The organism is Enterococcus sp. AZ196 (genome assembly GCF_050498845.1).
Classification (GTDB): Bacteria; Bacillota; Bacilli; order Lactobacillales; family Enterococcaceae; genus Enterococcus_A; species Enterococcus_A murrayae.
Map to the genome: position 1 here is coordinate 303,309 of NZ_JBIPAM010000001.1, position 25,728 is coordinate 329,036.

At 38.1% G+C, this 25,728-nt stretch carries 20 protein-coding genes and 1 pseudogene; 15 read left to right on the forward strand and 6 right to left on the reverse strand.

All coding sequences use genetic code 11. From position 1 onward, the window contains the following. Positions 1 to 21: 21 nt before the first annotated feature. Genes IGI67_RS01475 through trmD form a run of 3 tightly spaced genes read left to right on the forward strand, consistent with a single transcriptional unit; the run spans position 22 to position 2,133 of the window. Positions 22 to 858 (forward strand): membrane lipoprotein lipid attachment site-containing protein, encoded by an 837-nt coding sequence (locus IGI67_RS01475; RefSeq protein ID WP_429956519.1) that lies wholly within the window; start codon positions 22 to 24, stop codon positions 856 to 858. 23 nt (positions 859 to 881) lie between these two features. Beyond that, entirely contained in the window at positions 882 to 1,406 is a 525-nt protein-coding gene (rimM, locus tag IGI67_RS01480; protein WP_429956520.1) for a ribosome maturation factor RimM, read from the forward strand. Continuing rightward, positions 1,396 to 2,133: a tRNA (guanosine(37)-N1)-methyltransferase TrmD gene (trmD, locus tag IGI67_RS01485; protein ID WP_429956521.1), complete on the forward strand. Its 738-nt coding sequence runs from the start codon at positions 1,396 to 1,398 to the stop codon at positions 2,131 to 2,133. Before rimM ends, trmD begins: the two co-directional genes overlap by 11 nt. Positions 2,134 to 2,451: 318 nt before the next feature. Here trmD and rplS read toward each other — a convergent pair whose 3' ends face one another. Continuing rightward, on the reverse strand, positions 2,452 to 2,799 hold the full coding sequence (rplS, locus tag IGI67_RS01490) for a 50S ribosomal protein L19 (protein WP_010746105.1): 348 nt from the start codon (positions 2,797 to 2,799) through the stop codon (positions 2,452 to 2,454). A 209-nt stretch (positions 2,800 to 3,008) separates the two neighbouring features. Further along, positions 3,009 to 3,612 (reverse strand): annotated as a pseudogene (locus IGI67_RS01495) (DUF1349 domain-containing protein). A gap of 332 nt (positions 3,613 to 3,944) precedes the next feature. On the opposite strand from IGI67_RS01495, the gene IGI67_RS01500 reads away from it, so the two are divergent. After that, a complete protein-coding gene (locus IGI67_RS01500; RefSeq protein WP_429956522.1) occupies positions 3,945 to 4,490 on the forward strand; it encodes an ECF transporter S component in 546 nt (181 codons plus the stop codon). 105 nt (positions 4,491 to 4,595) lie between these two features. On the opposite strand, the gene IGI67_RS01505 is transcribed toward IGI67_RS01500, so the two are convergent. Further along, positions 4,596 to 6,131, reverse strand: a complete 1,536-nt coding sequence (locus tag IGI67_RS01505) for a helix-turn-helix domain-containing protein (protein WP_207110225.1) — start codon at positions 6,129 to 6,131, stop codon at positions 4,596 to 4,598. A 578-nt stretch (positions 6,132 to 6,709) separates the two neighbouring features. Between IGI67_RS01505 and IGI67_RS01510 the strand changes: the two genes are divergently transcribed. The 7 genes from IGI67_RS01510 to IGI67_RS01540 all read left to right on the forward strand — a co-directional run bounded on the left by IGI67_RS01510 (position 6,710) and on the right by IGI67_RS01540 (position 16,955). Next, on the forward strand, positions 6,710 to 8,242 hold the full coding sequence (locus IGI67_RS01510; RefSeq protein WP_429956523.1) for a helix-turn-helix domain-containing protein: 1,533 nt from the start codon (positions 6,710 to 6,712) through the stop codon (positions 8,240 to 8,242). Between the two features lie 18 nt (positions 8,243 to 8,260). Continuing rightward, on the forward strand, positions 8,261 to 8,806 hold the full coding sequence (locus IGI67_RS01515; protein WP_207110223.1) for a signal peptidase I: 546 nt from the start codon (positions 8,261 to 8,263) through the stop codon (positions 8,804 to 8,806). Between the two features lie 53 nt (positions 8,807 to 8,859). Beyond that, the gene (locus tag IGI67_RS01520) at positions 8,860 to 9,819 is read left to right on the forward strand and encodes a BsaA family SipW-dependent biofilm matrix protein (RefSeq protein ID WP_429956524.1); all 960 of its coding nucleotides are present in this window, start codon (positions 8,860 to 8,862) and stop codon (positions 9,817 to 9,819) included. Positions 9,820 to 9,890: 71 nt separating this feature from the next. After that, positions 9,891 to 10,601: a hypothetical protein gene (locus tag IGI67_RS01525; RefSeq protein WP_429956525.1), complete on the forward strand. Its 711-nt coding sequence runs from the start codon at positions 9,891 to 9,893 to the stop codon at positions 10,599 to 10,601. A 102-nt stretch (positions 10,602 to 10,703) separates the two neighbouring features. Then, on the forward strand, positions 10,704 to 11,360 hold the full coding sequence (locus IGI67_RS01530) for a hypothetical protein (RefSeq protein ID WP_429956526.1): 657 nt from the start codon (positions 10,704 to 10,706) through the stop codon (positions 11,358 to 11,360). 369 nt (positions 11,361 to 11,729) lie between these two features. Continuing rightward, positions 11,730 to 12,917, forward strand: a complete 1,188-nt coding sequence (locus tag IGI67_RS01535; protein ID WP_429956489.1) for an IS110 family transposase — start codon at positions 11,730 to 11,732, stop codon at positions 12,915 to 12,917. A gap of 405 nt (positions 12,918 to 13,322) precedes the next feature. Continuing rightward, entirely contained in the window at positions 13,323 to 16,955 is a 3,633-nt protein-coding gene (locus IGI67_RS01540; protein WP_429956527.1) for an RCC1 domain-containing protein, read from the forward strand. A 65-nt stretch (positions 16,956 to 17,020) separates the two neighbouring features. Here IGI67_RS01540 and IGI67_RS01545 read toward each other — a convergent pair whose 3' ends face one another. The 3 genes from IGI67_RS01545 to IGI67_RS01555 form a co-directional block, all read right to left on the reverse strand. Then, complete coding sequence (locus tag IGI67_RS01545) at positions 17,021 to 18,769, reverse strand: NADH-dependent [FeFe] hydrogenase, group A6 (RefSeq protein ID WP_429956528.1); 1,749 nt, start codon at positions 18,767 to 18,769, stop codon at positions 17,021 to 17,023. A gap of 12 nt (positions 18,770 to 18,781) precedes the next feature. Continuing rightward, positions 18,782 to 20,659 (reverse strand): NADH-ubiquinone oxidoreductase-F iron-sulfur binding region domain-containing protein, encoded by a 1,878-nt coding sequence (locus IGI67_RS01550; RefSeq protein WP_429956529.1) that lies wholly within the window; start codon positions 20,657 to 20,659, stop codon positions 18,782 to 18,784. Between the two features lie 113 nt (positions 20,660 to 20,772). Continuing rightward, positions 20,773 to 21,273 (reverse strand): NAD(P)H-dependent oxidoreductase subunit E, encoded by a 501-nt coding sequence (locus IGI67_RS01555; protein WP_429956530.1) that lies wholly within the window; start codon positions 21,271 to 21,273, stop codon positions 20,773 to 20,775. Between the two features lie 729 nt (positions 21,274 to 22,002). Here IGI67_RS01555 and IGI67_RS01560 point away from each other — a divergent pair. From IGI67_RS01560 to rsgA, 4 genes are all read left to right on the forward strand, one after another. Next, positions 22,003 to 22,950, forward strand: a complete 948-nt coding sequence (locus IGI67_RS01560; protein ID WP_429956531.1) for a LacI family DNA-binding transcriptional regulator — start codon at positions 22,003 to 22,005, stop codon at positions 22,948 to 22,950. Between the two features lie 24 nt (positions 22,951 to 22,974). Then, positions 22,975 to 23,355: a VOC family protein gene (locus IGI67_RS01565; protein WP_207110649.1), complete on the forward strand. Its 381-nt coding sequence runs from the start codon at positions 22,975 to 22,977 to the stop codon at positions 23,353 to 23,355. 108 nt (positions 23,356 to 23,463) lie between these two features. Continuing rightward, entirely contained in the window at positions 23,464 to 23,790 is a 327-nt protein-coding gene (locus tag IGI67_RS01570) for a carboxymuconolactone decarboxylase family protein (protein ID WP_207110650.1), read from the forward strand. 460 nt (positions 23,791 to 24,250) lie between these two features. Then, complete coding sequence (gene rsgA / locus IGI67_RS01575; protein ID WP_429956532.1) at positions 24,251 to 25,591, forward strand: ribosome small subunit-dependent GTPase A; 1,341 nt, start codon at positions 24,251 to 24,253, stop codon at positions 25,589 to 25,591. Positions 25,592 to 25,728: the final 137 nt, after the last annotated feature.

Here is a 25,728-nt window from a genome sequence, read left to right on the forward strand (position 1 = left end):
TATGGTTGGAGGTGTTTCATCATGAAAAAATATTTGTTACTGTTTAGTGCATTGTTTGTTTTGACGGCCTGCAATACGGGAAATAATGATTCAAAAGATAACACCACGAAGTCGACCGCAGCAGCTACTGAGAAAACCGACTCGAAAACAAGCGTGTCTGCTTCAGATAAAAGCTCAACCAAGTCGAATTCAGATACTTCAGATTCGAAGACACAAGCGAGTTCCACAAAGACAGATTCGACTCACGGCAACCATGCTATGTCAGCAATGGATGAATTGAAAGCCAACTATCCAAATGACAAGTTTCCTGATCCTGCAACTATCAGCGGAGGGAAGCAAATTGGTATCACTGCTTCTGAGGAGCAAGGGGTATTGAAGGTCAATTATTATGTTGTGAATGAAGATACACCTTATAATGATCCAGTGCTAACTAATCAAACGCCAGTGGCTCAATTTCAACGCCAAGTGTTTGACTCAAAGGAAACAGCTCAAAATAAAGTCGGACAAACTTATGATCCAAATGGTCAGCAAGTTGATCTAGGACACAGTATTACTGGTTACCGCAGTGCTGGGGCTGGCTCTAGCTTCATCATGTGGAAAGAAGGCAATTGGAGTTTAGCTGTACAGGCTAACAATCTTGAACAAGAAGATCCTATTCCATTAGCAAAACAAGCTGTTGAGTATCTGGAAACAGCTTTCTTACCAGCACCTAGAGACGCAGGACAAATTTCTTTACGTGTAGCGACAGGTGATCTTCAATCAAATAGCGTAGTTTGGCAAGAAAACAAAATCGTCTATACCATTATGAATGATGATTCGATGAGCAGCTTAAAAATGGCTGTTTCAATGGCAAAATAGAAGAAATAGAAAGAGGAAAATTCGTGACTAATTACTATAAAGTTGGAAAGATCGTCAATACTCACGGGATTCGTGGTGAAGTACGCGTGATTTCTACTACTGATTTTACGGAAGAACGCTATCGAGTCGGAGAAGAACTTTTCTTGTTCCGGGATAAACAAGATGTTCTTCCTTTGACGATTGCGAGTTATCGCAGACATAAAAACTTTGATTTGTTGAGTTTTGAAGGCTATGAAAATATTAATTTAGTCGAACCTTTTCGCGATGGTATTCTAAAGATTTCTGAAAAGCAATTAGGTGAGTTAGATGAGCATGAATATTATTACCATGAAATCATCGGTTTAACGGTTGTTAATGAGGAAGAGAAGGAAATCGGCAAGATCACTGAAATTCTATCTCCTGGAGCTAATGATGTTTGGGTCGTGAAGCGTAAAGGGAAAAAAGACGCGTTAATACCTTACATTGAATCTGTAGTGAAGGCGATCGACTTGACTGAGGGCGTTGTTCACGTGGAAATTCCGGAAGGGTTGTTGGACGATGCGGATTGATGTATTAACAATTTTTCCTAATATGATTGAAGGGCCATTAGGTGAGTCAATCATCGGAAAAGCCGTTGAGAAGGATATCCTGGAGATTAACGTTCATGATTTCCGTGAATATTCGGACAACAAACATAAACAAGTAGATGATTATCCATATGGCGGCGGTGCAGGCATGCTACTAAAAGTCCAACCGATTTATGATAATTTGAAAGCAATCGAAGCAGAAATCGATATTCAGAAGAAGCGTGTGATTCTGCTCGATCCAGCTGGAAAACCTTTCAACCAAAAAATGGCGGAGGAATTTTCGCAAGAAGAGCAGCTAGTGTTCATTTGTGGGCATTACGAAGGGTACGATGAGCGGATTCGCTCCTTAGTGACTGATGAAGTGTCCTTAGGAGATTATGTGTTAACTGGTGGTGAGCTTGGCGCAATGGTCATGATCGATGCAACAGTACGCTTATTGCCGGATGTCTTAGGCAACCAAACTTCAGCAAAAACAGATTCCCATTCGACCGGTTTGTTAGAACATCCGCAATACACACGTCCAGCAGAATTTGAAGGCATGAGTGTTCCGGAAGTTTTGATGAACGGAAATCATCGTTTGATTGAGGAATGGCAATTGAAAGAATCTTTGCGTCGTACGTATTTACGCCGACCAGATATGCTGGATAATATAAAATTAACACCAGAAATGGAAAAATTCTTAAAAGAGATCAAACAAGAAGAACAATAATTTTTTTAGAAGCCCTTGGTTTTAAGGGCTTTTTTGTATGCATACTGTTAAATTCAGTTTGCCAGGATTGTAATGACTTTACTGCAGAAGCAGTTTGACCAAGTAAGAAAAGTCGTTCAGCCATGGGGATACGGAGTAGAGAAGATAATTGGTGTGTATTAGTTATTCAGAGAAAAAGCCTTTTGCCAATAATTCTAAGACAGAGTTTCTTACTAGTCGCTCAACATTTGATTTACTTAGTTAGACTATATTTTAGTTCTCTTAATTTTACAAAAAAAAACCCTTGATTTCTCAAGGGTTCGAAAGACATCTTTAGAATTAACGACGAATTTCTTTGATACGAGCTGCTTTTCCGTGTAATGCACGTAGATAGTAAAGTTTTGCACGACGCACTTTACCGTAACGAACAACTTCGATTTTTGCAACACGTGGAGTGTGAAGTGGGAAAGTACGTTCCACACCAACACCATTAGAGATTTTACGTACAGTATAAGTTTCGCTGATGCCAGCTCCACGGCGTTTGATTACAACACCTTCGAATAACTGGATACGTTCACGAGTTCCTTCGACAACTTTCGCGTGAACACGAACAGTGTCCCCAGGGCGGAATGCTGGGATGTCAGTACGTAATTGTTCTTGAGTTAGTTCTTGAATCAATGGATTCATCTTTATCATTCTCCTTATTCCAAATATTCTTAAGACAGCTGTCCCAGCGGAATATCGTATAATAGATGAGTTTTACACTCACCTGAACATTTTAACAGAGGAATAACTATCTGTAAAGATAAAATTCTTGTCAGATAGACTCTATTTCAATTTTTAACGTAAGTTGCTAGATGCATTATCTGAAAGGTCATTTTGGTTATCATTCTTATTTACATATCCGGTTGCTGACCGTCATGAGCAGGCCATTGACAATCTGTCAGTTGCATATCAGTAAAGACGGCCTTAAAAGAAGAGGCTTCGGGGGAGCAAGCGTAGACACCAAATTGAACTTTAGCATCTCCATTCAACATGTGGCAAATCCTCATTTGCTGGAACTTTTTGCCATCGAGTGAACACTCGATGCAGTAATCATCTTCACGTCTGCTAAGTCGATACCACATGGATTTGATAGACGCGTCAATTTCAGTTGTCGCCCAGTCTGAGTAACCGTGATTTGTCACGACACTGCCTAAATGCTGAAAGTTTTCATTCTCATATTCAATCGAACCCTTCAACCAATTTTCGCTATCTAAATACATTACGATGCCGCATTGATCAAATCGATGGTGACTTTCGGTAAATTCTGTTTTTACTATAAAGCTGAAATACTGTTCATCTGTCTCCATTTGAAAAACCGGGGCATTGTCATTTTGGAAATGATAATAAGTATTTTGCCAAAGATCTGTGTGGGGTTTTAGTAATAACCTCCAAGCTATTTTTTGATAGCTGATAGCTTTCTGGTAAACGTGTCCATTCGAAATCCAATAAATTCATACCATTATCTCCTTAAAAATTTTATTAATAAAATCGTAGCAAAAATATCGCTGGTTAGCTATGGAAATTTTTTTATGAAGTACAGAGGTTCTTTCAAGTGCTGTAAATGTTTTTGAACATTGAAAACAATACTATATGCAAAATAATAATAAAAGACGTTTTAAAATGGTTTTCTATCCAAACCTTAAATCTGTTACAATAAATATATTAAGAAAAAGGCTAATTATCTTTGATTTACTCATCTTCATATTACAGGCAATAAATCGATATTAGAAGGGAAGTGAAGAGACGACTACTTGTGATTTTTTACACAATTAGTTTTTCTCGAAGGTATGGATCGAAAAGCATTATGGATTACTCAAACGGGTGTATTATTGGCATTATTGATCGTTGTCCAAGCAGTAACATCAGGTCTGGGAAATACCTTAGTAACAGGATCTTTGGTTAATTTGATCTTGATTGTTGCCGTAACTACAGGCGGCTTAGCAAGCGGCCTAACAATCGCATTGCTCTCTCCGATTTTTGCTTTTATGTTCGGTATCGGCCCAGCCTTTCCGCAAATAGTATTTTGTATTGCGATAGGGAACGCCGCCTTAGTGATTATTTGGCATTTGTTAGCTGGCTTCAACAAGAAGCAGAATATTATGAATTTCGTCATGGCAACAATTGTTGGCGCCGTGATTAAGTTCGGTGTACTCTATTTGTCAGTTGTTCAATTTGTTGTTCCGATTTTGTTGAAAATGCCTGCGCCAAAGGCAGCGATGGTTTCAGGTGCTTTTTCTTTTCCACAATTGATCACGGCTTTGATTGGCGGCGGATTATCGATTTTAGTGGTTCCTGTACTATCGAAAGCATTAAACCGACAAAGGGTGAGTTAGTAGAAGGAAGGCAAGCAGTTAGAGTTATTTTGGTTAAAAAAAATCTATAGATTCTCCGCGTCTCAAAAAAACTATTTGTTTTTTTGAGACGCGGAGATTTTTTTGCTAAATTTGGGGATATTTGAATTTCTTTTTAGCGATTTGTGCGAGTGCCGTAGCTATTTTGTCATAATCGGAGGAAACGATTTTCTGATGACAATGGATGATCGGCTGATGTAAACGTAAATTAGAAACGGCATCTGCTGAAATAGGGACTTCACTAATAATAATATCTACACGCTGATCAAGTTTGTTCGCTACCTTTAAGTTGAAATAGGAAGAAAAGTATTGGCAAATAGTATTCTGCAAATTCTGATTTGAAATAAGTGAGATAAATGCAACTGTAATCGGAGCCGTATGCTTCTCGAACTCAAGATGTTTATCATAGATCAGACAGTATTGAGGTAAGAGATATTTATGGTAATCTCTAGACCAATCAAATTCAGCTGTCTTCATCTCTGATTCAACCAGATATTGAATGTGTTGGATTTTATGCTTCTTTCGGAGATCATTGGTTTCATGAGAATAATAGGGAAGAAGAGTTTCGAGATAGTTCAAAGCATCGCCGATAAAAGCAATCCGATAGTGCAGACATAAGACAGAATATAAAATTTTTTCTCGCTCTTCATAAGTTAATGGAACAGACAGGTGATAATTGACTCGATCAATAATATAGAAGGCCTTGTGAGAAAACTTCTGTTCATTAAGTGTTTGGTTCAAAAGAAAAAAGTCAGGAATCGTCTCGACAGAGGAATAGCCTCCAAGTGCTACTAGGCTGCTGCAAATCAGTTGTGTATTTTCAATCCTCTTTGCCTCAGACTTTTGAGGTAAATACTTACCAATTGCTGTAGAAAAGGACTCAAAAGCTGCTTGATTCGATCCACAACATGCTTCGTACAAAGGAACTCTGATTTCATGCAGATCAATCTCGAAACCTTGCCGTTCTCTTAAGAGATGAACTGCCAAGTAGTAATGAGTCAAAACATTTTTGTCTAAGGATATTGATTTAAAAACCTCATTGGGGCATTCATCTAAAAGTAAAGAGATATCTAAAAAGCTAAAAGAAGAGAACGGCCAATAGCCAATGCCATAGATGGAGACGTATAAGACTGTATAGAAAAATCTAAGGTTGATTTCATTTCCAGCAATGTAAACATTACGTCTCGAATATATCTCTAATCCAACTTTTTTTAGTGAGTCATTAAGTTCGATGATAATTCTACGTACTTGTGTATAAGATACATGGAGACTATCTGCAACATCTTGAAGTGTTTCAAACTTTGTCATCAATAATGAATTCAGAAGTTGGAACTTTGATGATCTTAAAATATAGAAGTTTAGGATCGTCTGAATATTAAAAGATTGAGAAATCTGCAGTTCAAATATTTGATTTGTTGGAGAATAGTTCAAATGGATCCGATCGGAAAAATCTGATAATCGAATATCGTCTAAAATAGAATGAAAAAGTGAATTCGCTGTTTGGTGATTAATATCCACTACCTGTAGTAACTCATCTAAGGTACAAATATGGTGCTCTGAATCAAAGATTGTTTGAATGAAAAAAATTTTATTTCTATCTAGTTTATTAACGAGAAAGTTCATTTATACCTCCTATAAAACGTTATTTATTTGAAGAATACCATAGATGATTTTTCTTTAATAGAGAAATAGTCGGAAATAATTCAGTTTTATATCGACTTAAATTGAATGGTCATTCAACAAAGTTATTAAAATGTTATTTATAAATAAATGTTTGCGATTTATAGTTTTAAATAATAAATGTTCATTTTTTAGTGGATTCTATGAAATGAAGAACAAATCAAGGCTAAATATTCTTATATACTAAATTTAGAAGGTAATCAAAAAAATTTAACTCAAAATAGCCTATTTGCTTTTTGATAAGGATAAATCAATTGACTTAAACCTAGTTTTTTCGTCCAGACACTGTCGTTAGTGGTCTGGACTTTTTTGTCCCTTTATACAATGAATAATCCTCTTATTGATATAAAAGGTAAAATGAATTTTTTGAGTTAAAAATAAATTAGAAATAGACCGAAGTTCATTTATTTTCCTAATATTAAGAAAAACATGTAAAAATTATAGTCTCTCTATTCTGTATTATGAAGATATAAATCAGTTGAAAGGAAAATAATGGTTTTGGTCTGGAAGGAGTGAGCATAGTGATTCTGGATTTAATGGACACTCGCTACTTAAGACGGTATTTAATACTCAATCATCTTCACTTGAATCAAAATCAGTCAATTGAATTAATGGAGCTGGTAAAACTCTTAAATGTTTCATATCCCACAGTGAAAAAAATTGTGTCGGATATTAAGCTGGACATCCAAGAACTCAACTACGAAGAATACGTTGAACTGATCGATCTCTTTGAACAGAACAAAGTTATGTGGTACGTAAAGAAGAATTTTTCAGCAACAGTTTTTCGCCTTCATTATTTAGAACAATCCTATCGTTTTCAACTATTTTCTCTTTTCATAGAGCCTAAGGAATGGACACTTTCTGAAATCATCAAAAAATTAAATATCTCCTATGCAGTGGTAAAAAAAGAACTTTCTTATTTAAAAAAGGTGATTTATTCACATGCGAATACACTTACATTGAAAAATGATCGTAAGCCTATTCTTTTGGGAGAGGAGATTACTATTCGCTGCATGTATACAGGCGTATTTCAACAAGTATACGGCGCATACAAGTGGCCATTTTTATTTATCAGTACACATGAAGTAGTAGAAATTTTGAGTGTGCTGGAAGGGCTGATTTATCGGAAATTTTGTCCAAGATTTTTAACTATACATTATGGATTAGCTATCTCCTTATTACGGGCAAAAAGAAGATCGGTGCCTGACAATGAGTACTATTGGAAACCATACACTATTGAAGAAAAGCAAGCTTATGACGCTTTTACTCTCATGTTAAGGAAAAAAGGAGCAATGATTAACGCTGACTGGTTAAAGGTGGAGGCTGATTTCATTATCAGCGGAATCATTGCAATGAGTATCGGCCATGATGATGGAAGGTTGCCGGCTTTTTTTACAGAGTCTTCAAAGTTGAAGGAGTTAAATTTTTTACGAAGAGTAGATGCGAAATTGGAAACAATTGAAAAATATGGACTAAGGAAAATGACTGATGAAGAACGGGAAACGACGTTTGCTCGGTTAGTCGGTGTCTTTTATCAAATAGCTATTTATAAGAAGACTTTACAGCAAAGAATCATTGATCTCTATGTTCATCATCCATTTGAGTTTCCTAGTAATAAAGAGCGAGAGAGAACTTTTTATCAAGTCTTCATGAGTAATTCTAGTGTTAATTTGAGTTCAGAAGCAGCTGAATATATCGAGTACTTATGCGTGGCCTATTATAAAATTCTTTTCTTCGAACTGAATCGGCAGCTATTTCATCCAAAAATTCGAATTTATGTCATCAGTAATCGAACACCTGAAATGTTAGTAAGCACGAAGCTGCAAATGATAGGAAATTATTTCAATATTGAAATAGAAAAATGCTTTTGTGAAGAGATAGATTTGATTGTTACAGACATGGCTTTGTCTAGCAATTTTAAGTCTTTTCTATCAAGACGGATACCCGTTATTCATATGAGTGAAGGGTATTGTGCGAGAGACAATGAACTTCTGCAAGAAATGCTGGTGAAGATCGCTGACAGTAAATATCGAAAAATAAAAAATCGAAAATAAAAATGAGGATGTTTTGAAATGAGGAAAAGAATACTTTGGATTCTAAACAGTCTTTTCTGGGTACTTTTGCTGCTGATAGTTGCATCCGCAGCATGGTTTAGATTTGATGATAAAACCGATAAGTCGATTTTTGGCTATCGCTTTTACACAGTTAAAACCAACTCCATGAAGACAGATAAATCAATTAAAAAAAGGTTCGAAGGTGAGACCTTTGAAAAAGGAGATTTACTGATTGTTAAAATCATAACTCCTTCTAAAGTTGAAGTAGACGATGTAGTCACCTTCGTGCCAAGCGGAATAGAGGATGGTTCAATCTATCTGACGCACCGAGTTGTCAGTATGAACAAGGAGAAAAAGACGCTTGTAACAAGAGGGGATGCAAACAATATGGATGATCCAGAAATATCTGCTCAGCAAATAATTGGAATCGTTAATTTCGCTATCCCTTTTATTGGAACGCTCCTAGCGATTATACAAGGCAGTCCTTATTTGTCTATAGGAATTGCGATTGCCGTCATTCTACTATTTAGTCTCATCTCAAAGTATTTTTTTAGCAAGGCTTGACAAAAAGTGTGCATCACTTTTTGATAGCAAAATAAATTTTAAGGGGGATTCTTATGAATTCGAGAAAGAAAAAAGCAGTAGGGTTATCACTTATTATGGTGATTGTCTTGGTATTGATTGGGACCTTTGCCTGGTTTACATCTACAGATAATGTGACCAACAAATTCAAGACAGGGGCGTTACCGGATGGCTCAGTTAAAATCGTCGAGGACTTCGAAGAGCCAGATGGTTGGACACCAGGAGAAGAAGTGAAGAAGGAAGTTGGTGTCCTTAGTAATAGTGATACTGATGTCGTTGTACGTTTGTCATTTAAAGAAGCATTGCAAAAAATGGAAGCAGACGGAAACAAATTAAAGCAATATGCTTTTGATACAGAGCAGAATGATACTGATTTGGTTCCAGTACCATCAATTGATTTTTCCAATAATGGCTATGATGATCCTGCAAATTTAGGGCTAACAGTTTCTGGGCTCCCTGCAGATGTAACAATCGTCGGAAAGCAAGTGTTCACTAATAAGTATGAATTTGCTTTATATCGTGATGTAAGCGGCACACTGTACAAAATGGATGGAGATTTTTCTTATGATTTACAGACAAAAACAGTGACCGTTTCAAATGTGAAATATCTCTACTATAAACTTGGCATATCAAGTGATAAAGATTGGGCAGTCGCTCCACATCCAGCAGATATTACTAAGTCAGCTTTGGATACGAAAATTTTATTGGGGTATTCTGGTGATGTGGACAGTGGAACAGTTACTACTGGAAAATGGGCTTATGATGCTAACGGTGGTTGGTTCTACTACATTGGTACATTGGCTCCTGGTCAAACGTCTCCATTGATTTTAACATCTGTTACATTGGATGGCAGTGCTGACAATACGTATCAATTGATGGATTACTCGTTAGACGTAAGAATTGAAGCACTACAGGCAACGGAAGAAGCTATCGATGGTGGCGGATTCCCAGGAATTCCAACTAATATTGCTAATGCGATTAAGGCGACGTTATAAAAAAACAGCAAGTGCAAGTTCATTTTGCAAAAATGGTCATTTAATAAGCTGTATTGAATGGGAGTGAGGCGGTGAAACGACTAAGCAAAATAATTTTCTTACTATTGGTCATGATCTTGTCTATGATCTCTTTTCAAAACGTCTCAGCTGCTGCAAAAAATTTACCAGATGGATTTTTAGTTGGTGATGAAGATGGAATAAATATCTCAAAAGATGGCGGCTACTTCTTTAACTTAGACGATTTAAAGCCAGGAGATATGGTTAAGCGAAAATTGATCATTAAGAATCTCCGAGACGAAGCGTATGACCTGAAATTAGTTATTAGACCAAAATCAAAAACGGGAAAAATTGATTTGATTGAAAACATATCTATGCAGATTCTTTTTGAGGATCAAGAAGTCTACCAAGGAAACTTAGGTACGAATAATGATGGAAGCAAAGAAGTTTCCTTTGGATCTATTGCTGCAAGATCGGAAAAGGCGGCAGTCATTGATTTAGTGGTGAATGACGTAAAAAAATGGAATCAATTATATTATTCTGGACCAAGCGAAGCCGAGGTTGAATGGCAGTTTATAGCGATCAGTTCAGAAAAAGGAAAAGATCAAAAAGAATCTGTCCCACCCAAAAGTGCTGGAAATAAGCAATCCTTTGAGTCAGGTGGTAAAGGATTGTTTCCCCGTGCTGGAGAAATTTTAAAGAGTAGGTTCATTTGGATAGGACTTATCTTCGTTGCTATCGTTTGTTTGATAGCGGTTAAAAGAAATCGATCAAAAAATATTTAACATTGTCGCAGTGCATATGACTTGAGCACACAAATGAAGCTGGTGCGCTTCAAGTTTTGTTGAAGGCACCAGTTCATTTTATTGAAACGAGGTGATGCTGTTTTGAAGGATCAGCTTCAGAATATTTTTCGTAGGCTTCGATCAAAGATTTCAAAGAGGAGGACACTAACAAGAAGAACGCTTATTGTTTTTACTGTTAGTCTTCTTTCACTTTCAACATTCGCTTGGTTTATAACGAATGACTCTGTACAAAATCATTTCAAATCGGGAAATCCATTGTTCAATGTCGCTTTAGTGGATGATTTCGTACAGTTGGATGAAGTTTCTACTGATACGGAGATCAATAAAGTTGTTGCGGCGAAAAATACAGAAAGCTTGGATGCATTTGTACGTTTGATGGTTTTTCCAGCAGCTATAAGAGATGGAGAGCCTTTCGAAGTCCAGCTAGATAATCAAGTGCAATTGATTGGTCTAGATACAACTAAATGGAAGGATGGGAAAGACGGATATTATTATTATCTGGATAAGCTTGCCCCAGGCGAAACATCTACTAACTTATTCGAAAAAGTGAAACTCGTCATTCCTGATGATCAAAAAGAAAATTATAAAGATGTGAGTTTTGATATCGTTGCAAAAACAGAAGCAATCCATACGAAGAAGTTTGATTATCGTCTTTCTTGGTGGGGCAGTGATGATCCACAGACCGCAGAGCCGCTAAGAACAGTCGATGAAATATTAGCAGAAAAACGTGAGGAATAGGAGGGAGTAATTCATTGAACAAAAGAATAGTGAAGTTCTTATTATTAGCCGTTTTACTCCTTGTATATTAGAGTTAGGGTTTTAACCTTCCGGTTTTGATTGGATAACCCTATGAACCATCGTTATTTAAATTTGGTATTAACTCATTCATTTTGAGATAATATATTTATTGGATTGAGAGGCTATGCCGTTTACTCCTTGAGTTTTTGAAGCTCGTAATCGAAAGACTGGCACCTCTCTCTGATAAGTGGATCACGTATGAGTTAGATGTTGAAAGTTTTTGCTTTACTCCGTATCTCGTACAAGGTAGTGACGCTTTTCAGTTGAGTGGATTTCAATCCAAAATATTTTTTTAGAAAGGTCAAATGCATGTACTTCTTAGGAATTGATATCGGCAAGCGAACCCACGTAGCTTCTTTAATGAGTAAAGAAGGTAAGGTAATATTAAAAGGTTTTTCTTTCCCTAACACTACTGAAGGAGCTGACTCACTGATTGAGCGGATTTCAAAATATTCAGAGACTCCGGCTGACTTTGTTGTCGGAATGGAGGCTACAGGGCATTATTGGCTCTCTATCTTTTCATACCTCCACGAATCAGACTTTTTGATTCACGTTGTGAATCCTCTTCAAACCGATGGCTGGCGCAAAGGAACAGAAATCAGAAAACGAAAAAATGATATTATTGATTCTGTTTTGATTGCAGACTTAATGCGTTATGGTTCCTTTGTAGAAACAGTATTGTCTGATGAAAATGTTTTTTCGTTAAAACAACTTTCACGTTACCGAACCTATTTAGTAGGTACCGTAAGCGACTTCAAACGAAAAATCATAACTATACTAGATCAAGTGTTTCCTGAATATACATCAATTTTTACCAAACAAAGTATTTTCGGAAAAGCGTCTAAAGAGTTATTGCTTGAGTTTAGTTCTCCTGTAGAGCTAGAAGAAATTTCGGCAGAAACGTTGGCTCAATATTTAGCTGAGTTAAGCAGAAACCGAATAAAGCCAGAGAAAGCAGATCAATTGAAGCAAGCAGCTTCTAACTCCTTTGGAGTAAAATTTGCTCAAGAAGCTTTTACATTTCAATTACGCTCCATGATTGAACAATTGAAATTCATCGAAAGCCAAGTAAAGGAGACTGAAAAAGAAATTAAGCGCATAATGAGCGATTTAGACTCCGTTATTCTCACAATCCCTGGAATCGGTCCCATAAATGGCGCGACTATTCTTGGTGAAATTGGAGACATTCACAAATTTTCTAATCCGAAAAAACTGGTTGCTTATGCTGGCATAGACGCTTCTGTGTCCCAATCGGGGCAATATGAAGCAACACATAATGTTATGAGCAAGCGTGGATCTCCTTACTTACGAAAAGCCCTGTTTTCAGCTGCTCTGGTTGCTTCTCAATGTGATCCTGTTTTTCGCGCGTTTTATCAGAAAAAAATTTCTGAAGGTAAGCATCATCTGACGGCCTTAGGTGCTGTTTCTCGTAAGCTTTGTTATGTAATCCATGCTATTTTGACTAAAAATGAACCTTATAAGATTGTTTCCGATTAGCTATTGAACAATCAAAAAAAATCTAATAGTGGAAGGTCTATTTGTTGCACTCATTTTTAGACTTAATTGTTATAAAATATTTTTTTTATTTAGCTATTTTTCACTTGACTCTATATAGTTAGTCTTTCTATTGAGGGGAATTCTGGCATTTATGCAGAATCAACTTCTTTAGCTGAAAGGAGTCCCATTGATTCAACAATTGCAACCACTTCAACAGAAGAGAACTCCGAAATAATTAGTAGAAAAGCTAAGGAGGCTAGCAGTTCTGCAAGTTCTTCAGTTGAAAAATCAGCCGCAACATCTGAGAAAAAAAGTTCGGAAACAGTTAATGAAAAAACAATAGAATCAAGTCATTCATTCGATGAAAAAAGCTCAGAAAGTGATGACGAAAACGAAATCATTCCATTGATCAAACAGCAGCCGTTTTCTTATGATCTTGCCGCTTCTGATGCTCCCGCAAGAAATGTCTCTCAGCAGTCAGCAGTTAAATTTGTATCGACTGCAAATTTTCAATTGGGAGGTTCGGCAATTGATAGTCATGGGGCTCTTTGGACTTGGGGATACAATCATTATGGAGTTCAAGGATTAGGCTTACCGGAGACCGACTATTTAGGTGGAATGAGACGTGTCAACTTTTTCATTGATAACAATATTAAACTGGATAGTATTACAGCTGGATATGTAAACCAATATGCAATCACTACCGATGGAGAACTTTATGCGTGGGGTGATGGTAGGAATGGAAAAGTGGGCATAGGTTCTACCACAAACCAATGGATTCCCCAAAAAGTGAATTTACCTGAGAAAGTTTCGTTTGTTGCTACTGGGCAAGCGCATTTGACTGCTGTATATGCAGTAACAGAATCCGGCAAAGTCTATGCATGGGGATATGGCTCTAGAACGCTTATTCCATGGTTGGGAGAAACGAATACAACACCAAAAGAGATTGACGATCTTACCAATTTAAGTCAGTCTGAAGGAATAAAAAAAATTGCCGTAGGGTATCAACACGTGATGGTTCTGACAAATGAAGGTAATCTTTATGTATGGGGACTGAATGCTGAAGGACAACTAGGCCTAGGAAATACAACGACACGAAATCGACCTACCAAAGTAACTTTTTTTGATGACAAAGAAATTCTAGATATTGATGCAAGATTTTATCATTCGATGGTTCAGACAAATGATAATAAAATCTATGAGTTTGGTAAGCTGTATGGAAAAGGAATGAACGGGCCTAGAGATTTTTCCACGCCCAGATTATTGGAAATAGATACTTCATCGGCTTCATATTCTCCTGTAATACAAAAAATTTACGCCAATGATTATAACGGCTATTTCATTGATCAAAATGGACGTACATGGGTCTGGGGAGGAAATTTGTACTATAACTTTCTGACGGACGGTCCACTATATGGAACGACACCAACAGCATATCCATATGATTTTAGAGATCCATTAAAAGGAAAACTGGACAAATATCTGGAAAAGGCCACACAGCTTCCCAAAACGCTGGGAGATGGCGATACAGAATTCTACGCATACCCCAGCTCTAAAGCACTGAAGGCACCGGTGTTCCATGATATCCCATTTTCACAAATTGACCGTTTGACTGCAACGATCGACAATTATCGTGATACAGGTATGTGGTCGAATGTTGCCGATGGAGACGCAAAGCATCCAACAATATACGATAAAAAATATTACAAAACTGTTGGAGAGATGGGAAATATTACCAGTACAAATCCGTCAAGAGCACAAATGAGAGCGGCGCACAGAAATGTTTGCTTTATAGATAATCAAGATAGGAAACTAGTTTATGTAATTCGACGAACAAATAATAGTCCTGTTCGATATAGCGGCAATTACTACGTTGCAAGTAGTGAGTATAGCGGAGAGTGGTTCGTGGACAATCGTTCAACTACTAATCTGCCACAACATGTCACTGAAACGACGAGTGTTCCAGAAGTTCAAGAAGATGAAAAAAGTTGGATTGAGATCGCTACAGGCGGAGAGCCGAATGATTTTACGGGGACTCAGAATGCAGAGTTTCCCTATACTGTTGAAATGAGTTTTTTTGAATCGTCAGTGACAATTTTGGATTCCACAGGAAATATTTATAAACAGTCTTATAATGGTTCTGGGAACATAGCTTGGGGATGGGATTATGATAAATCCTATGACCTTCCGATTACTGCGACTGGAGCTGCGGATCGATTTGGCTTGTATGATTATTACAACTATGAAATCATGTTTATGCGCGGTTCGCCAAGGGTAATCCCTGGAAATATTGAGATTGAAGCGCCAAGAGAAAAACATTACAAATCACAACAAGTAAAAGAGAAGGTAAAAATTGAGATTGGATTGGGCAGCGCCTATCATAGTGCGCAGTTAAATTTGACTGTGGAGCCTGAATTAAAGGAAACGAAGTATTTAATCATGCCTTATGATACAGATGATCCCAATATAGAAATCAGCAGTCCTTCAGAGGAAGAATTCAATACAGCATATAATCAGGCTGCTTCTTTAGGATATACTGCACTTGATTTAGCCGAAAAAAATAGCTGGAAGGGAATCAAGCAAGGAGTAGATCAACCAGAAGTCAAATTGGAAGATGAAAGTATCGAAGTAACGGACAATTGTATTATTTGGGTTTTAGTCAAAACCAATTACTATGGCGCAGAACCAGCCGTAGTAAGTCGTAAAATATTTGACAATTATTATACTGAAATGACTATTGAACATAACGGAATTGACCATGCGGATACAAGTAATATTCTATACAAACCCACGAGCAAAAATGTGTCTAAGGTGACAAATGATGGGATTGAAAAATTGGTTGGGTTTCCTTTAGATAAGAATGGAAAAGTTATTGGTACAAAAACTAAACCGCCAACTTTTGGCTATGATAAAGCAAAAGTAGCCAAGCTGAGTGATGAGCAATGGAATAGCTTATTTGATTCAGAAGAAGTCAAAGATAATCAAGTCGAACAACAGCGGGCGGCCGTTCTTACAAAAACAAAAAGTGATTTTGAAGCTTCTGGAATGACTTGGTTGCAAGCAATTGAGAGCAAAGTGAAAGCATGGATTGATAGCTGGATCGAAGAATGGGTAGAGGAGGAGTGGCTACCTCTGTTTAAAGAAGCATGGCAATTTTACACGCCACAATCATCAGAAAAGACTTATACACTTAACGGCGTAGCTGCTGCTAATAACGATAACCTTGAAGCTGATGAGGGTGAGTTAGCGGTAAGCGAAAAGTATCTTCATTCTTTCCACTATGAGAAAAATGCGCAAGCTTTCGCTAAAGTTCATTATTTAGGTGTCGATAGTGAAGGAGAAAAACTTAACTCTTTTACTATGGAAACAGAGGAGGTTTTAAAAAAGGTTACGTATAGACGAATGGTTCCAGAGCTATTGATAGATGATATTGAATATCTGCCCATCGAGTACAAGATGACTAACGGCGTACCAGTAACAACTTTTCCAATCAATGTGAGTAACATGACAGAAATTGGTGACAATAATGAGGTAACTTTTAAAGCTGCTGAAGCTGTTGATGATATTACGGTAAATGTTCTTTACAAATCTTATACATCAATCATATTACATGCACGACAAGTGATTCAAAATTCTACTTCGTCAATCAAGAGACCAAGCAGTGGTTTCTTATCTTTAAATAATGTAAAGTTGCCGAATTACGATCAGAAGTTTTCGACTAAAAACGTTGTGGTCAATAGTGGCGATATTAATAAAATTGTTTCTTATAATGAGTATTTACTTTCGTTACAAAAAGGCTTCAAGGGAATCAAGGTCGATTGGATCACACCCCAATACTATAAATATCTTGGGTTTGTCTTAACTGAAGTAGAAAATGAACAAAATATCTCAAAGCTTGATAGCTCCCAAAATATTCACCTAAATTGTACTGGAAAAGAGGTCTATTGGCTAACGGTTTATCTAGAACCAGATACAACAATTCAGAACTATGCTTGGGATCAGAAAACAAATCAATTTGGGAAAGTAAAAATTCCATAGATGAATGAATACTCTATGCCAACTCAATTATTGATGAGGCATAGAGTATTCATTTAGCACTTTTTTTATACTTTAATCTTCGTACGATCGCGATAGCTGGTATGAAGTATATGATGCGCTTTTAAACTTCCTGGTTTTTCTAGGAACTCTTGGTAGATTTTTTGGACGATTGGGCTTTCATTGGATTTCCGCAATCCTTTGCCTTTATCTTCTGAATATAGAGCAGCCGCACGTTTGGTCTTCAAGTCAACGAAGTTACGAACAGAAGCTGGTTGGACGGGTTGTCCACCGCCGTTGATGCAGCCGCCTGGGCAGCCCATGATTTCTACGAAGTGATAGAATTTCTCACCTGATTCGATTTGCTTGAGTAGCTTCTTGGCGTTACCGATTCCTGATGCTACAGCTATATTGATCGTTGCGCCGCTCATTTCGTAGGTAGCTTCTTTGATGCCCTTCATTCCGCGAACCTCTGTGAATTCCACTTGCTCCAATGAATGACCAGCTAAAGTTTCAGCAGCTGTTCTCAAGGCGGCCTCCATAACTCCTCCTGTCGCACCGAAAATATAGCCTGCACCAGTTGCTTCTCCTAGAGGATTATCAAAGACCTCATCATCCAACTCCACGAAACGAACCCCGGCTTTGTCGATCATCCTAGCTAATTCACGAGTAGTCAACGCAACATCACAGTCGGAGTAACCAGCTGCGGCTTCATCTTCACGAGTAACCTCAAATTTCTTCGCAGTACACGGCATGATGCCTACTACAAAAATATCTTTTGGATCGAGCCCTTCTTTTTCGGCATACCAGGTTTTTGCCAAGGCGCCAAACATTTGCTGCGGTGATTTACAGGTTGACAGGTTAGGAATCAGTTCGGGATGATAGTGTTCACAGTATTTTACCCAGCCCGGAGAACAAGAAGTGAACATCGGGAACGGTCCATTATTCCCAACACGTTCTAAAAATTCATTGGCTTCTTCCATAATTGTAAAGTCAGCAGCGACGTTTGTATCGAAAACTTTATCGAAACCAATCTGACGTAAGGCAGCGACCATTTTTCCTTCTACATTTGTTCCGATCGGCATGTTAAAGGCTTCGCCTAAAGTGACCCGAATAGAAGGGGCAGTCTGGACGATCACATGCTTCGTCGGATCTTCTAGAGCATCCCAAACTTCTTGAGTCTGATCTTTTTCATGTATCGCTCCTGTTGGACAAACGACGATACATTGTCCACAGGAAATACATGGCACATCACCTAGATTTTGTTCATAGGCACTGCCAATATGGGTGTTAAAACCACGTTCGTTCGGCCCGATAACACTTACTGCCTGCCATTTTGAACAAGCGGCGACACACCGACGGCAGAGGATACACTTATTATTATTACGAACCATGTGTACAGCACTATCGTCGAATTCATATTCGCAGTTTTCGCCATTGAAATAATCTTCATCGGCCACATTAAACTCCTTACAGAGTTTTTGCAGTTCGCAGTTTCCGCTTCGAATACATGAAAGACATTTTCGTTCATGAGTTGAAAGAATCAACTCTAAAGTTACTCTGCGGGAATTGAACACTTTTTTTGAGTTAGTGGTAATTTCCATTCCTTCGCTGATTGGGTAGACGCAGGCAGTTACCAAACTGCGGGCTCCTTTGACCTCTACTACACACATTCGACAGGCGCCGATCTCATTGATTTCTTTTAAAAAGCACAGAGTAGGGATTTCAATATTGTTGATTCGAGCTGCTTCGAGAATCGTGGTTCCTTCTGGAGCAGTACAAATTTTTCCGTTGATGGTTATCATTACTTCTTTCACTTGCTCCACCTCCTATATGACCGTGATCGCATCATAGCGACAAGTATCAATACATAAGCCACATTTCGTACAGATCGACTGATCGATTTCGTGAGGTTGTTTCACTTCACCACTAATCGCACTTACTGGACATCCTTTAGCACAAGCCCGGCAACCTGTACACTTCTCTGGCAGAATACGGTACTGGATCAAGTTTTTACATACACCAGACGGACAGCGTCGTTCTTCAACATGAGCTAAGTATTCTTCTTTGAAATAACGGAAAGTGGAGAGTACCGGATTGGGAGCAGTTTGTCCAAGTCCGCATAAGGAATTTTCTTGAATATGGTGGCACAGCTCCTCCATCTTATCCAAGTCCTCTAGCGTTGCTTTGCCCATTGTGATTTTGTCTAGGATTTCCAACAAACGTTTCGTCCCAACTCGGCAAGGCACACATTTCCCACAGCTTTCTTCTACAGTAAATTCTAAGAAAAACTTTGCGATATCCACCATACAATTGTCTTCATCCATGACGATCAGACCGCCAGACCCCATCATCGAACCGATTTGCTTCAAATTCTCATAATCGATCGGTATATCGTAATGTTCTTGTGGAATACATCCGCCAGACGGACCACCAGTTTGAGCCGCTTTAAATTTTTTGCCATCAGGGATACCGCCGCCGATGTCCTCAACGATTTCCCGTAAGGTCGTACCCATCGGTATTTCAACTAATCCGGTATTTTGAATTTTTCCTCCTAAGGCGAAAACCTTCGTTCCTTTGGATTTTTCCGATCCGAAGCTAGCAAACCATTCTGGCCCATTTAAAATGATTTGAGGAATGTTGGCCAATGTTTCCACATTATTCACGATCGTCGGTTTTCCAAATAAACCTTTGACTGCAGGAAAAGGGGGACGCGGGCGCGGCTCGCCGCGATGTCCTTCAATACTTTCTAATAATGCTGTTTCTTCGCCGCATACGAAAGCGCCTGCTCCTAAACGCAAATCCAAATCAAAAGAAAAATCGCTGCCAAAGATATGTTTTCCTAGAATCCCTTCCTCGCGTGCCTGCTTAATTGCAATCCGTAAGCGATTTACCGCAATCGGATATTCTGCACGAACATAAATGTATCCTTGGTTAGCCCCAATTGTGTAGCCCGCGATAGCCATCGCTTCTATGACGGCATGCGGATCCCCTTCCAAAACTGAACGGTCCATGAAGGCTCCTGGATCGCCCTCATCGGCATTACAGATAACGTACTTTTGATCTGCTTGGCTAGCCTTAGCAAATGACCACTTCATAAATGTAGGAAAGCCAGCACCGCCGCGACCGCGTAGACCAGAGGTTTCTAAGATGTTCAACACATCTTCGCGAGAAAAACTGTTTACTACTTTTGCTAAGGCCTGATATCCGTCAAAAGCAATGTATTCCCCAATTTGTTCTGGATTGATGCGGCCGCAATTTCGCAAAGCTACGCGTTTTTGCTTATGATAGAAGGGGGTATCCATCAATTTATTAATGATTTCTTTAGTTTCAATATCGTGGTATAACAATTTCTCGACTAGTTTTCCTTTAATCAAATGATCAGAAACGATTTTTTTCGCATGTTTTGCTTGAACTTGGTGATAAAAGACAGCTTCTGGATAAATAATGACGATTGGACCCTGCGCACAAAGTCCAAAGCATCCAGTTTTTACGATATTTACTTTGTCCGTCAAATCATTTTTAGCTAATTCTGTTTTTAAAGCCTCAACAAATTCACTGCTCTTAGATGAAATACAACCTGTTCCAGCACACACTAGTATTTCCTTTTCATATTGATAATCATTACGATCTTCATCATCTAAGCGTATCGTGATTGTTTGGTGATAAGTGTCTCGAAGTTCCTTTAGTTCATTCCAATCTTTCATATTATTTACTCCTGACTCTTAAGAATTCTATTCAACAACAACAATGTCCTAAGAAACTTTCACGACTATTTTACAGGTATCGGATTATTTGAAGATAGTGGAGCGAAATTTTGCTAGTTTCTATTTAGATAGGTGATTAATATTTTATCTGCTTTTTTCTTAGACAGGCGGCCGTAGACTTCTTCATTGACAGTTAATACAGGTGCCAGACCGCAGGCTCCGATACATCTACAGGATTCTAAAGTGAATTTGCGATTAGCAGTCGTTTCACCTGATTCAATATTCAGCTCGGTAGAAAATGATTCTAAAATATCTCCGGCTCCTTTGACGTAACAAGCTGTTCCCATACACACACTGATTGTGTAGTCTCCTTTAGGCACAAAAGTGAATTGCGCATAGAAGGTAGCTGTGCTGTACAGTTCTTCTAAGGAAAGCGCAAGTTCTTTTGAAAGCCTTTTCATAATCTGGATCGGCAAATATCCATAAATCCTTTGAGCTTCTTGCAAGGCTGGCATTTGTGCACCACGTTGTCCCCTTAACTCTTCCACACAAGCTTGAAATTCTTGACGCTGACTTTCTGTTTCAATAAATTCAAATGCTGCAACGGTACTCATAATTTTAACTCCTCCTTTCTAATACTAAATCGAATTTTTAGAATGATTATAATTATTCCATTAGCAAAAAAATATTATATATAGAATAAGTATATCAAAAACAGAAACAACTTTGTGATTAATTATTCAATTGAGAATGAGAACTGTTCTCGTGGATTTGAAGAATAAAAGTATAGATAAAGGAAATGGGTTGAAATAATAGGAGCAAGGTTTTAGTTAGCATTAATCTGTTATTCTAAAATCTATGTTGCGAAGATAAAATAACGAATATTTAAAGCGTTCAAATTTTGCATATGTTGTTTAATATTCGCATTGAAAGGCGCCTTCTATTGTACCTAAGATGAGTCGTTTTTTTTAAAAGATAATCGTTTTAGTTTGTATTAATAATCATTCTAGTTGTATGCTTATATTTTCAAAAAAAGAAGAGCGGATAGCTAAATAAAATGACAAGCTAAAACAAAATCAGTGCCAATATTTTGAGATGGAGAAAATATTGACATTGATTTTTGAGATTTCTAATTTCTCATGTCCTTTTTGAAATATAGGAGTTCGTCGGTTCCACCAGTTTTTGAGGTCAAAGTATTTTTTTATGACGTTGAAGTTACAGTGATAAAGGAGACAATAAAAAACGAAGAAGATTCTTAAAGAATAGTGTTGACATGGGACGCGTCCCATAGTTTATATTCATAGTAGAGAGTTAATATAGGCTATAAATAGGAGGTGAGTCAATTGGCCAATATTCGCGATATCGCTAAAATAGCAGGAGTCTCTAAAACTACCGTCTCGCGAGTGATTAATAATCATCAGTATGTTTCAGAGGAGATTCGAGAAAAAGTTCAAGCGGCCATCGAAAAGACGGGATATGTGGTCAATGGTAATGCGGTGAAGCTGAGTAACGGAAAAAATTATACGTTAGGTGTGACCTTGCCTTATAATAATTCTTGTTACGATCGATTAGTAAATAGTCTATTGTTTCACGCCAAGGAAAAAGGGTATCAAGTATTGCTTTTGCCTACTTATTACGATGAAGAAACGGAAAGCGAGTACTATTCATTACTTGAAAAAAGAATGATCGATGGTTTGATCTTGGTTTCCCGAGCGAGGAATTTGAATGATTGGACGAAACTCAAATCGAGAGGACGAATCGTTTCTACGGAAAAGGTCGCTGATCCAAAAATTCCGATGATCTATCCGGATCGAAAAAAAGCTTATGATCAATTATTCAAACAGCTTGTTCAACAAGGGGTCTCTAAAGTTGTTTTTACCAACAAGCGATCACTTTCTCAAAGTACTAGTGCCAGAGATAAGGCAGAATGTTATCAGAAATTTTTTGGGGAAGTAATAGAAGGGGAAAACTTCTTCACAGGAATTGAGGGCTATGACAGAGGGTATTTTTGGGCGAAGAAAACTTATGAAGAGCAGCCGATCCCTGAAGTGATTTACGCCAATGCCGATGACACGGCGGCTGGTATTATTAGTGGGTTGCAGGAACTAGGGTTTAGTCACGAGAAGGATTATCAAATCATCGGTGAAGGAAATTTACCTTATAGCAAGCTTTTGAACTTTTCTACGATTGATTTTCTACCGGACGAAATTGGTTCAAAGGTGATTGATTATATTTTATCGGATCAAGCAACAGTGAATGTTGCTATGGAACCGAAGCTTATTAAAAGATAGACAGGGGAAAGGAAAGAAAAAAACATGCATATTGAACACGTAGCGATTTGGACAAAGGATTTAGAGAAGATGAAGGCGTTTTATGAAAAGTACTTTAACGTCAGCAGCACGGAACTTTATCATAATAAAAAAACAGGTTTTAAGTCTTATTTTGTCAGCTTTGATTCAGGCAGCCGCTTGGAGCTGACCTCAAAGCAGCATCTTTCTAATCGAGTGGCTGATAGTTTGGGTTATACTCATCTGGCGATTTCAGTTGGTACTAAAGCAGATGTAGATGCGTATGTCGAAAAATTTTTAACTGATGGATTCCCGCTATTGAATGGGCCAAGAACGACAGGCGACGGTTATTATGAAGCAGTCATTCAAGATCCAGAGGGGAACTTGATTGAGCTTACAACCGACTAGAATATCTAAGCAGCAGTTGAAGAAGCGACTGCTGCCATTTTTTTGTTTGAAAAAGCAAGCAAATCTCTTTATGCTTAAGAAGCAGATGGTGAAAGGTGGGGAGTAACTATGGAAAAGAGCAGCGAAAGAAGACAATACAATGAGCGACTGGCGCAAGCGGATGATTTTTTTAAGAAGTTTAGTGCACTGGATACTGAAACATATCAAGCCAGTGTTCTTGATAAGCGGCAAAAGGAATTGATTGGACTAACCATTTCAATTATGTCAAAATGCGAAGAGTGTATTCTTTATCATTTGGAAGAATGTCAAAAAAACGGTGTCACACGAGAAGAAGTAATGGAAGTAGTGAAGATGACGGTAATTGGCGGCGGATCAGTTCTCTATCCTCTTGCTCGAAAAATTTTGAAGCTGTTGGAAGAACTAGCGTATAAATAAAAAATAAGTTTAAGTTGATTTATCTTCTGCTGATTTGCTATACTGTCTTTGAAAATAAATCAACCACCTATTAACGAATGGAGTATGTTTTGTGAGTGTCACAGATATCTAATCAATAAGCTGAATAGCCGAATAAGCCTAGGTTTATTTGGTGTGCTTGTAGAAGTGGTATCTGTCGAATGAATGGGAGTATTGTATTCTCAAGGCGATAGTATGACTATCGTCTTTTTTTGTCCTCCCAGCTTTATACAGTTTGCTTAATTATCAATGAGTCAGATGATATTCAGCAAAATCTTTGCTGCTTCGTTGACTGTATTCTTTCATAATTTTAGGTGAGAATTTATTTTCGAGGCAGATATCACTGAATAGAAAAATGAAAAAGGAGAATGATGTATGCTATCGGAAATAGAGGTTTCACTAGGAAGGAGAAAGAATATGATAACAGGAGAAAAACAAACTTATGAATACAATAAATACCGGAAACCACCAAACTGAAACAATCGCACAAGTTACTGCTGTCTATAAAGATTTATTTGAGATTATGACTGATAAAGGAGTCGGATTGGCTAGAGTAAAACGCGGTCATTATGATGATAAACAAGGCGTTTATCCTGCCACTGGCGATTATGTCGCTGTTGATTGGCAAGGTACAGATCAAAGTATCATTTATCGTACACTGCCGCGAACGTCACGTTTATCACGAATGGATTCCTTTAACGGCAAAGAGCAGCTGATTGCCGCTAATTTTGATTATGTCATGATCTTACAGTCACTAAATCATGACTTTAACCTGCGCCGTTTAGAACGATATTTGACGATGGCTTGGCAATCGGGGGCGATACCGATTGTTCTATTAACAAAAACAGATCAGGCAGGAAACTATTCTGATCAATTTGTAGCAGCTCAAGCTATCGCATTGGGAGCAGAAGTCCATGCGATAAGCGCACAAACAGGCGAAGGTATGGAAGAGTTGTCTCACTATCTGCAGCCAGATAAGACCGTTGTTTTAGTTGGTTCCTCGGGTGTTGGAAAATCTACTTTGATCAATCGTTTATTAGGAACAGAGGTCATGGAAACACGTGAGATTCGTGAAAAAGATGGTCGCGGCCGTCACACAACCAGTCACCGTCAATTATTCAGATTGAAAAATGGCGGGAAGCTGATCGACACACCGGGAATGCGCGAATTTGGAATGTGGGATGTCAGCGAAGGTCTAGAGGAAAGCTTTGCAGATGTAGAAGCATATTTTGGCAGATGCAGATTTAAGGATTGTCGTCATCAAAGCGAGCCGAATTGTGCAATCAAGGAAGCGCTGCGCAATGGAGAATTATCGACAGAACGATGGGAAAGCTATCTGAAGCTTCATGCTGAAGCTAAATATACCAACGATAAAACGGCATATTTAAAGGAAAAAGAAATTTGGTTAAAAGACATCAGCAAGTTTGCTAGACAAATAAAAAATAAGTATCAACATACGGCGTGTATAGAAAGCTTTATTTGCCAAGAATGCGGAATGCCGACGAATCCAGAAAGTGCTGGAAGTCAGCATCGCAACCACTGTCCACATTGTTTAGTCAGTATCCATGTAGACAATCGACCGGGAGATCGTGCTTCGATGTGTAAAGGGCGAATGGAGCCCATCAGTATTTGGTCAAAGGCAGATGGCGAATGGGCAATCATTCATCGCTGTCGCGATTGTGGCACATTAAAAACTAATCGTGTTGCTGCTGATGATAATCAGAAGCTATTGATGAGTTTAGCAGAAAAAGCATTGAAGCATCCACCGTTTAAAATTGGTTAATAGAGGCTGACTCAAAGGCCCCTTGAGCAATGAATCAGAATATAAAAGCCGAACGACTTTACCGCTATCCTGACTGATAGTACAAGGTCGTTCGGTTTTTTGTTTTGCAAAAGGAGGCCGGATTCTTCCCTTTGTCA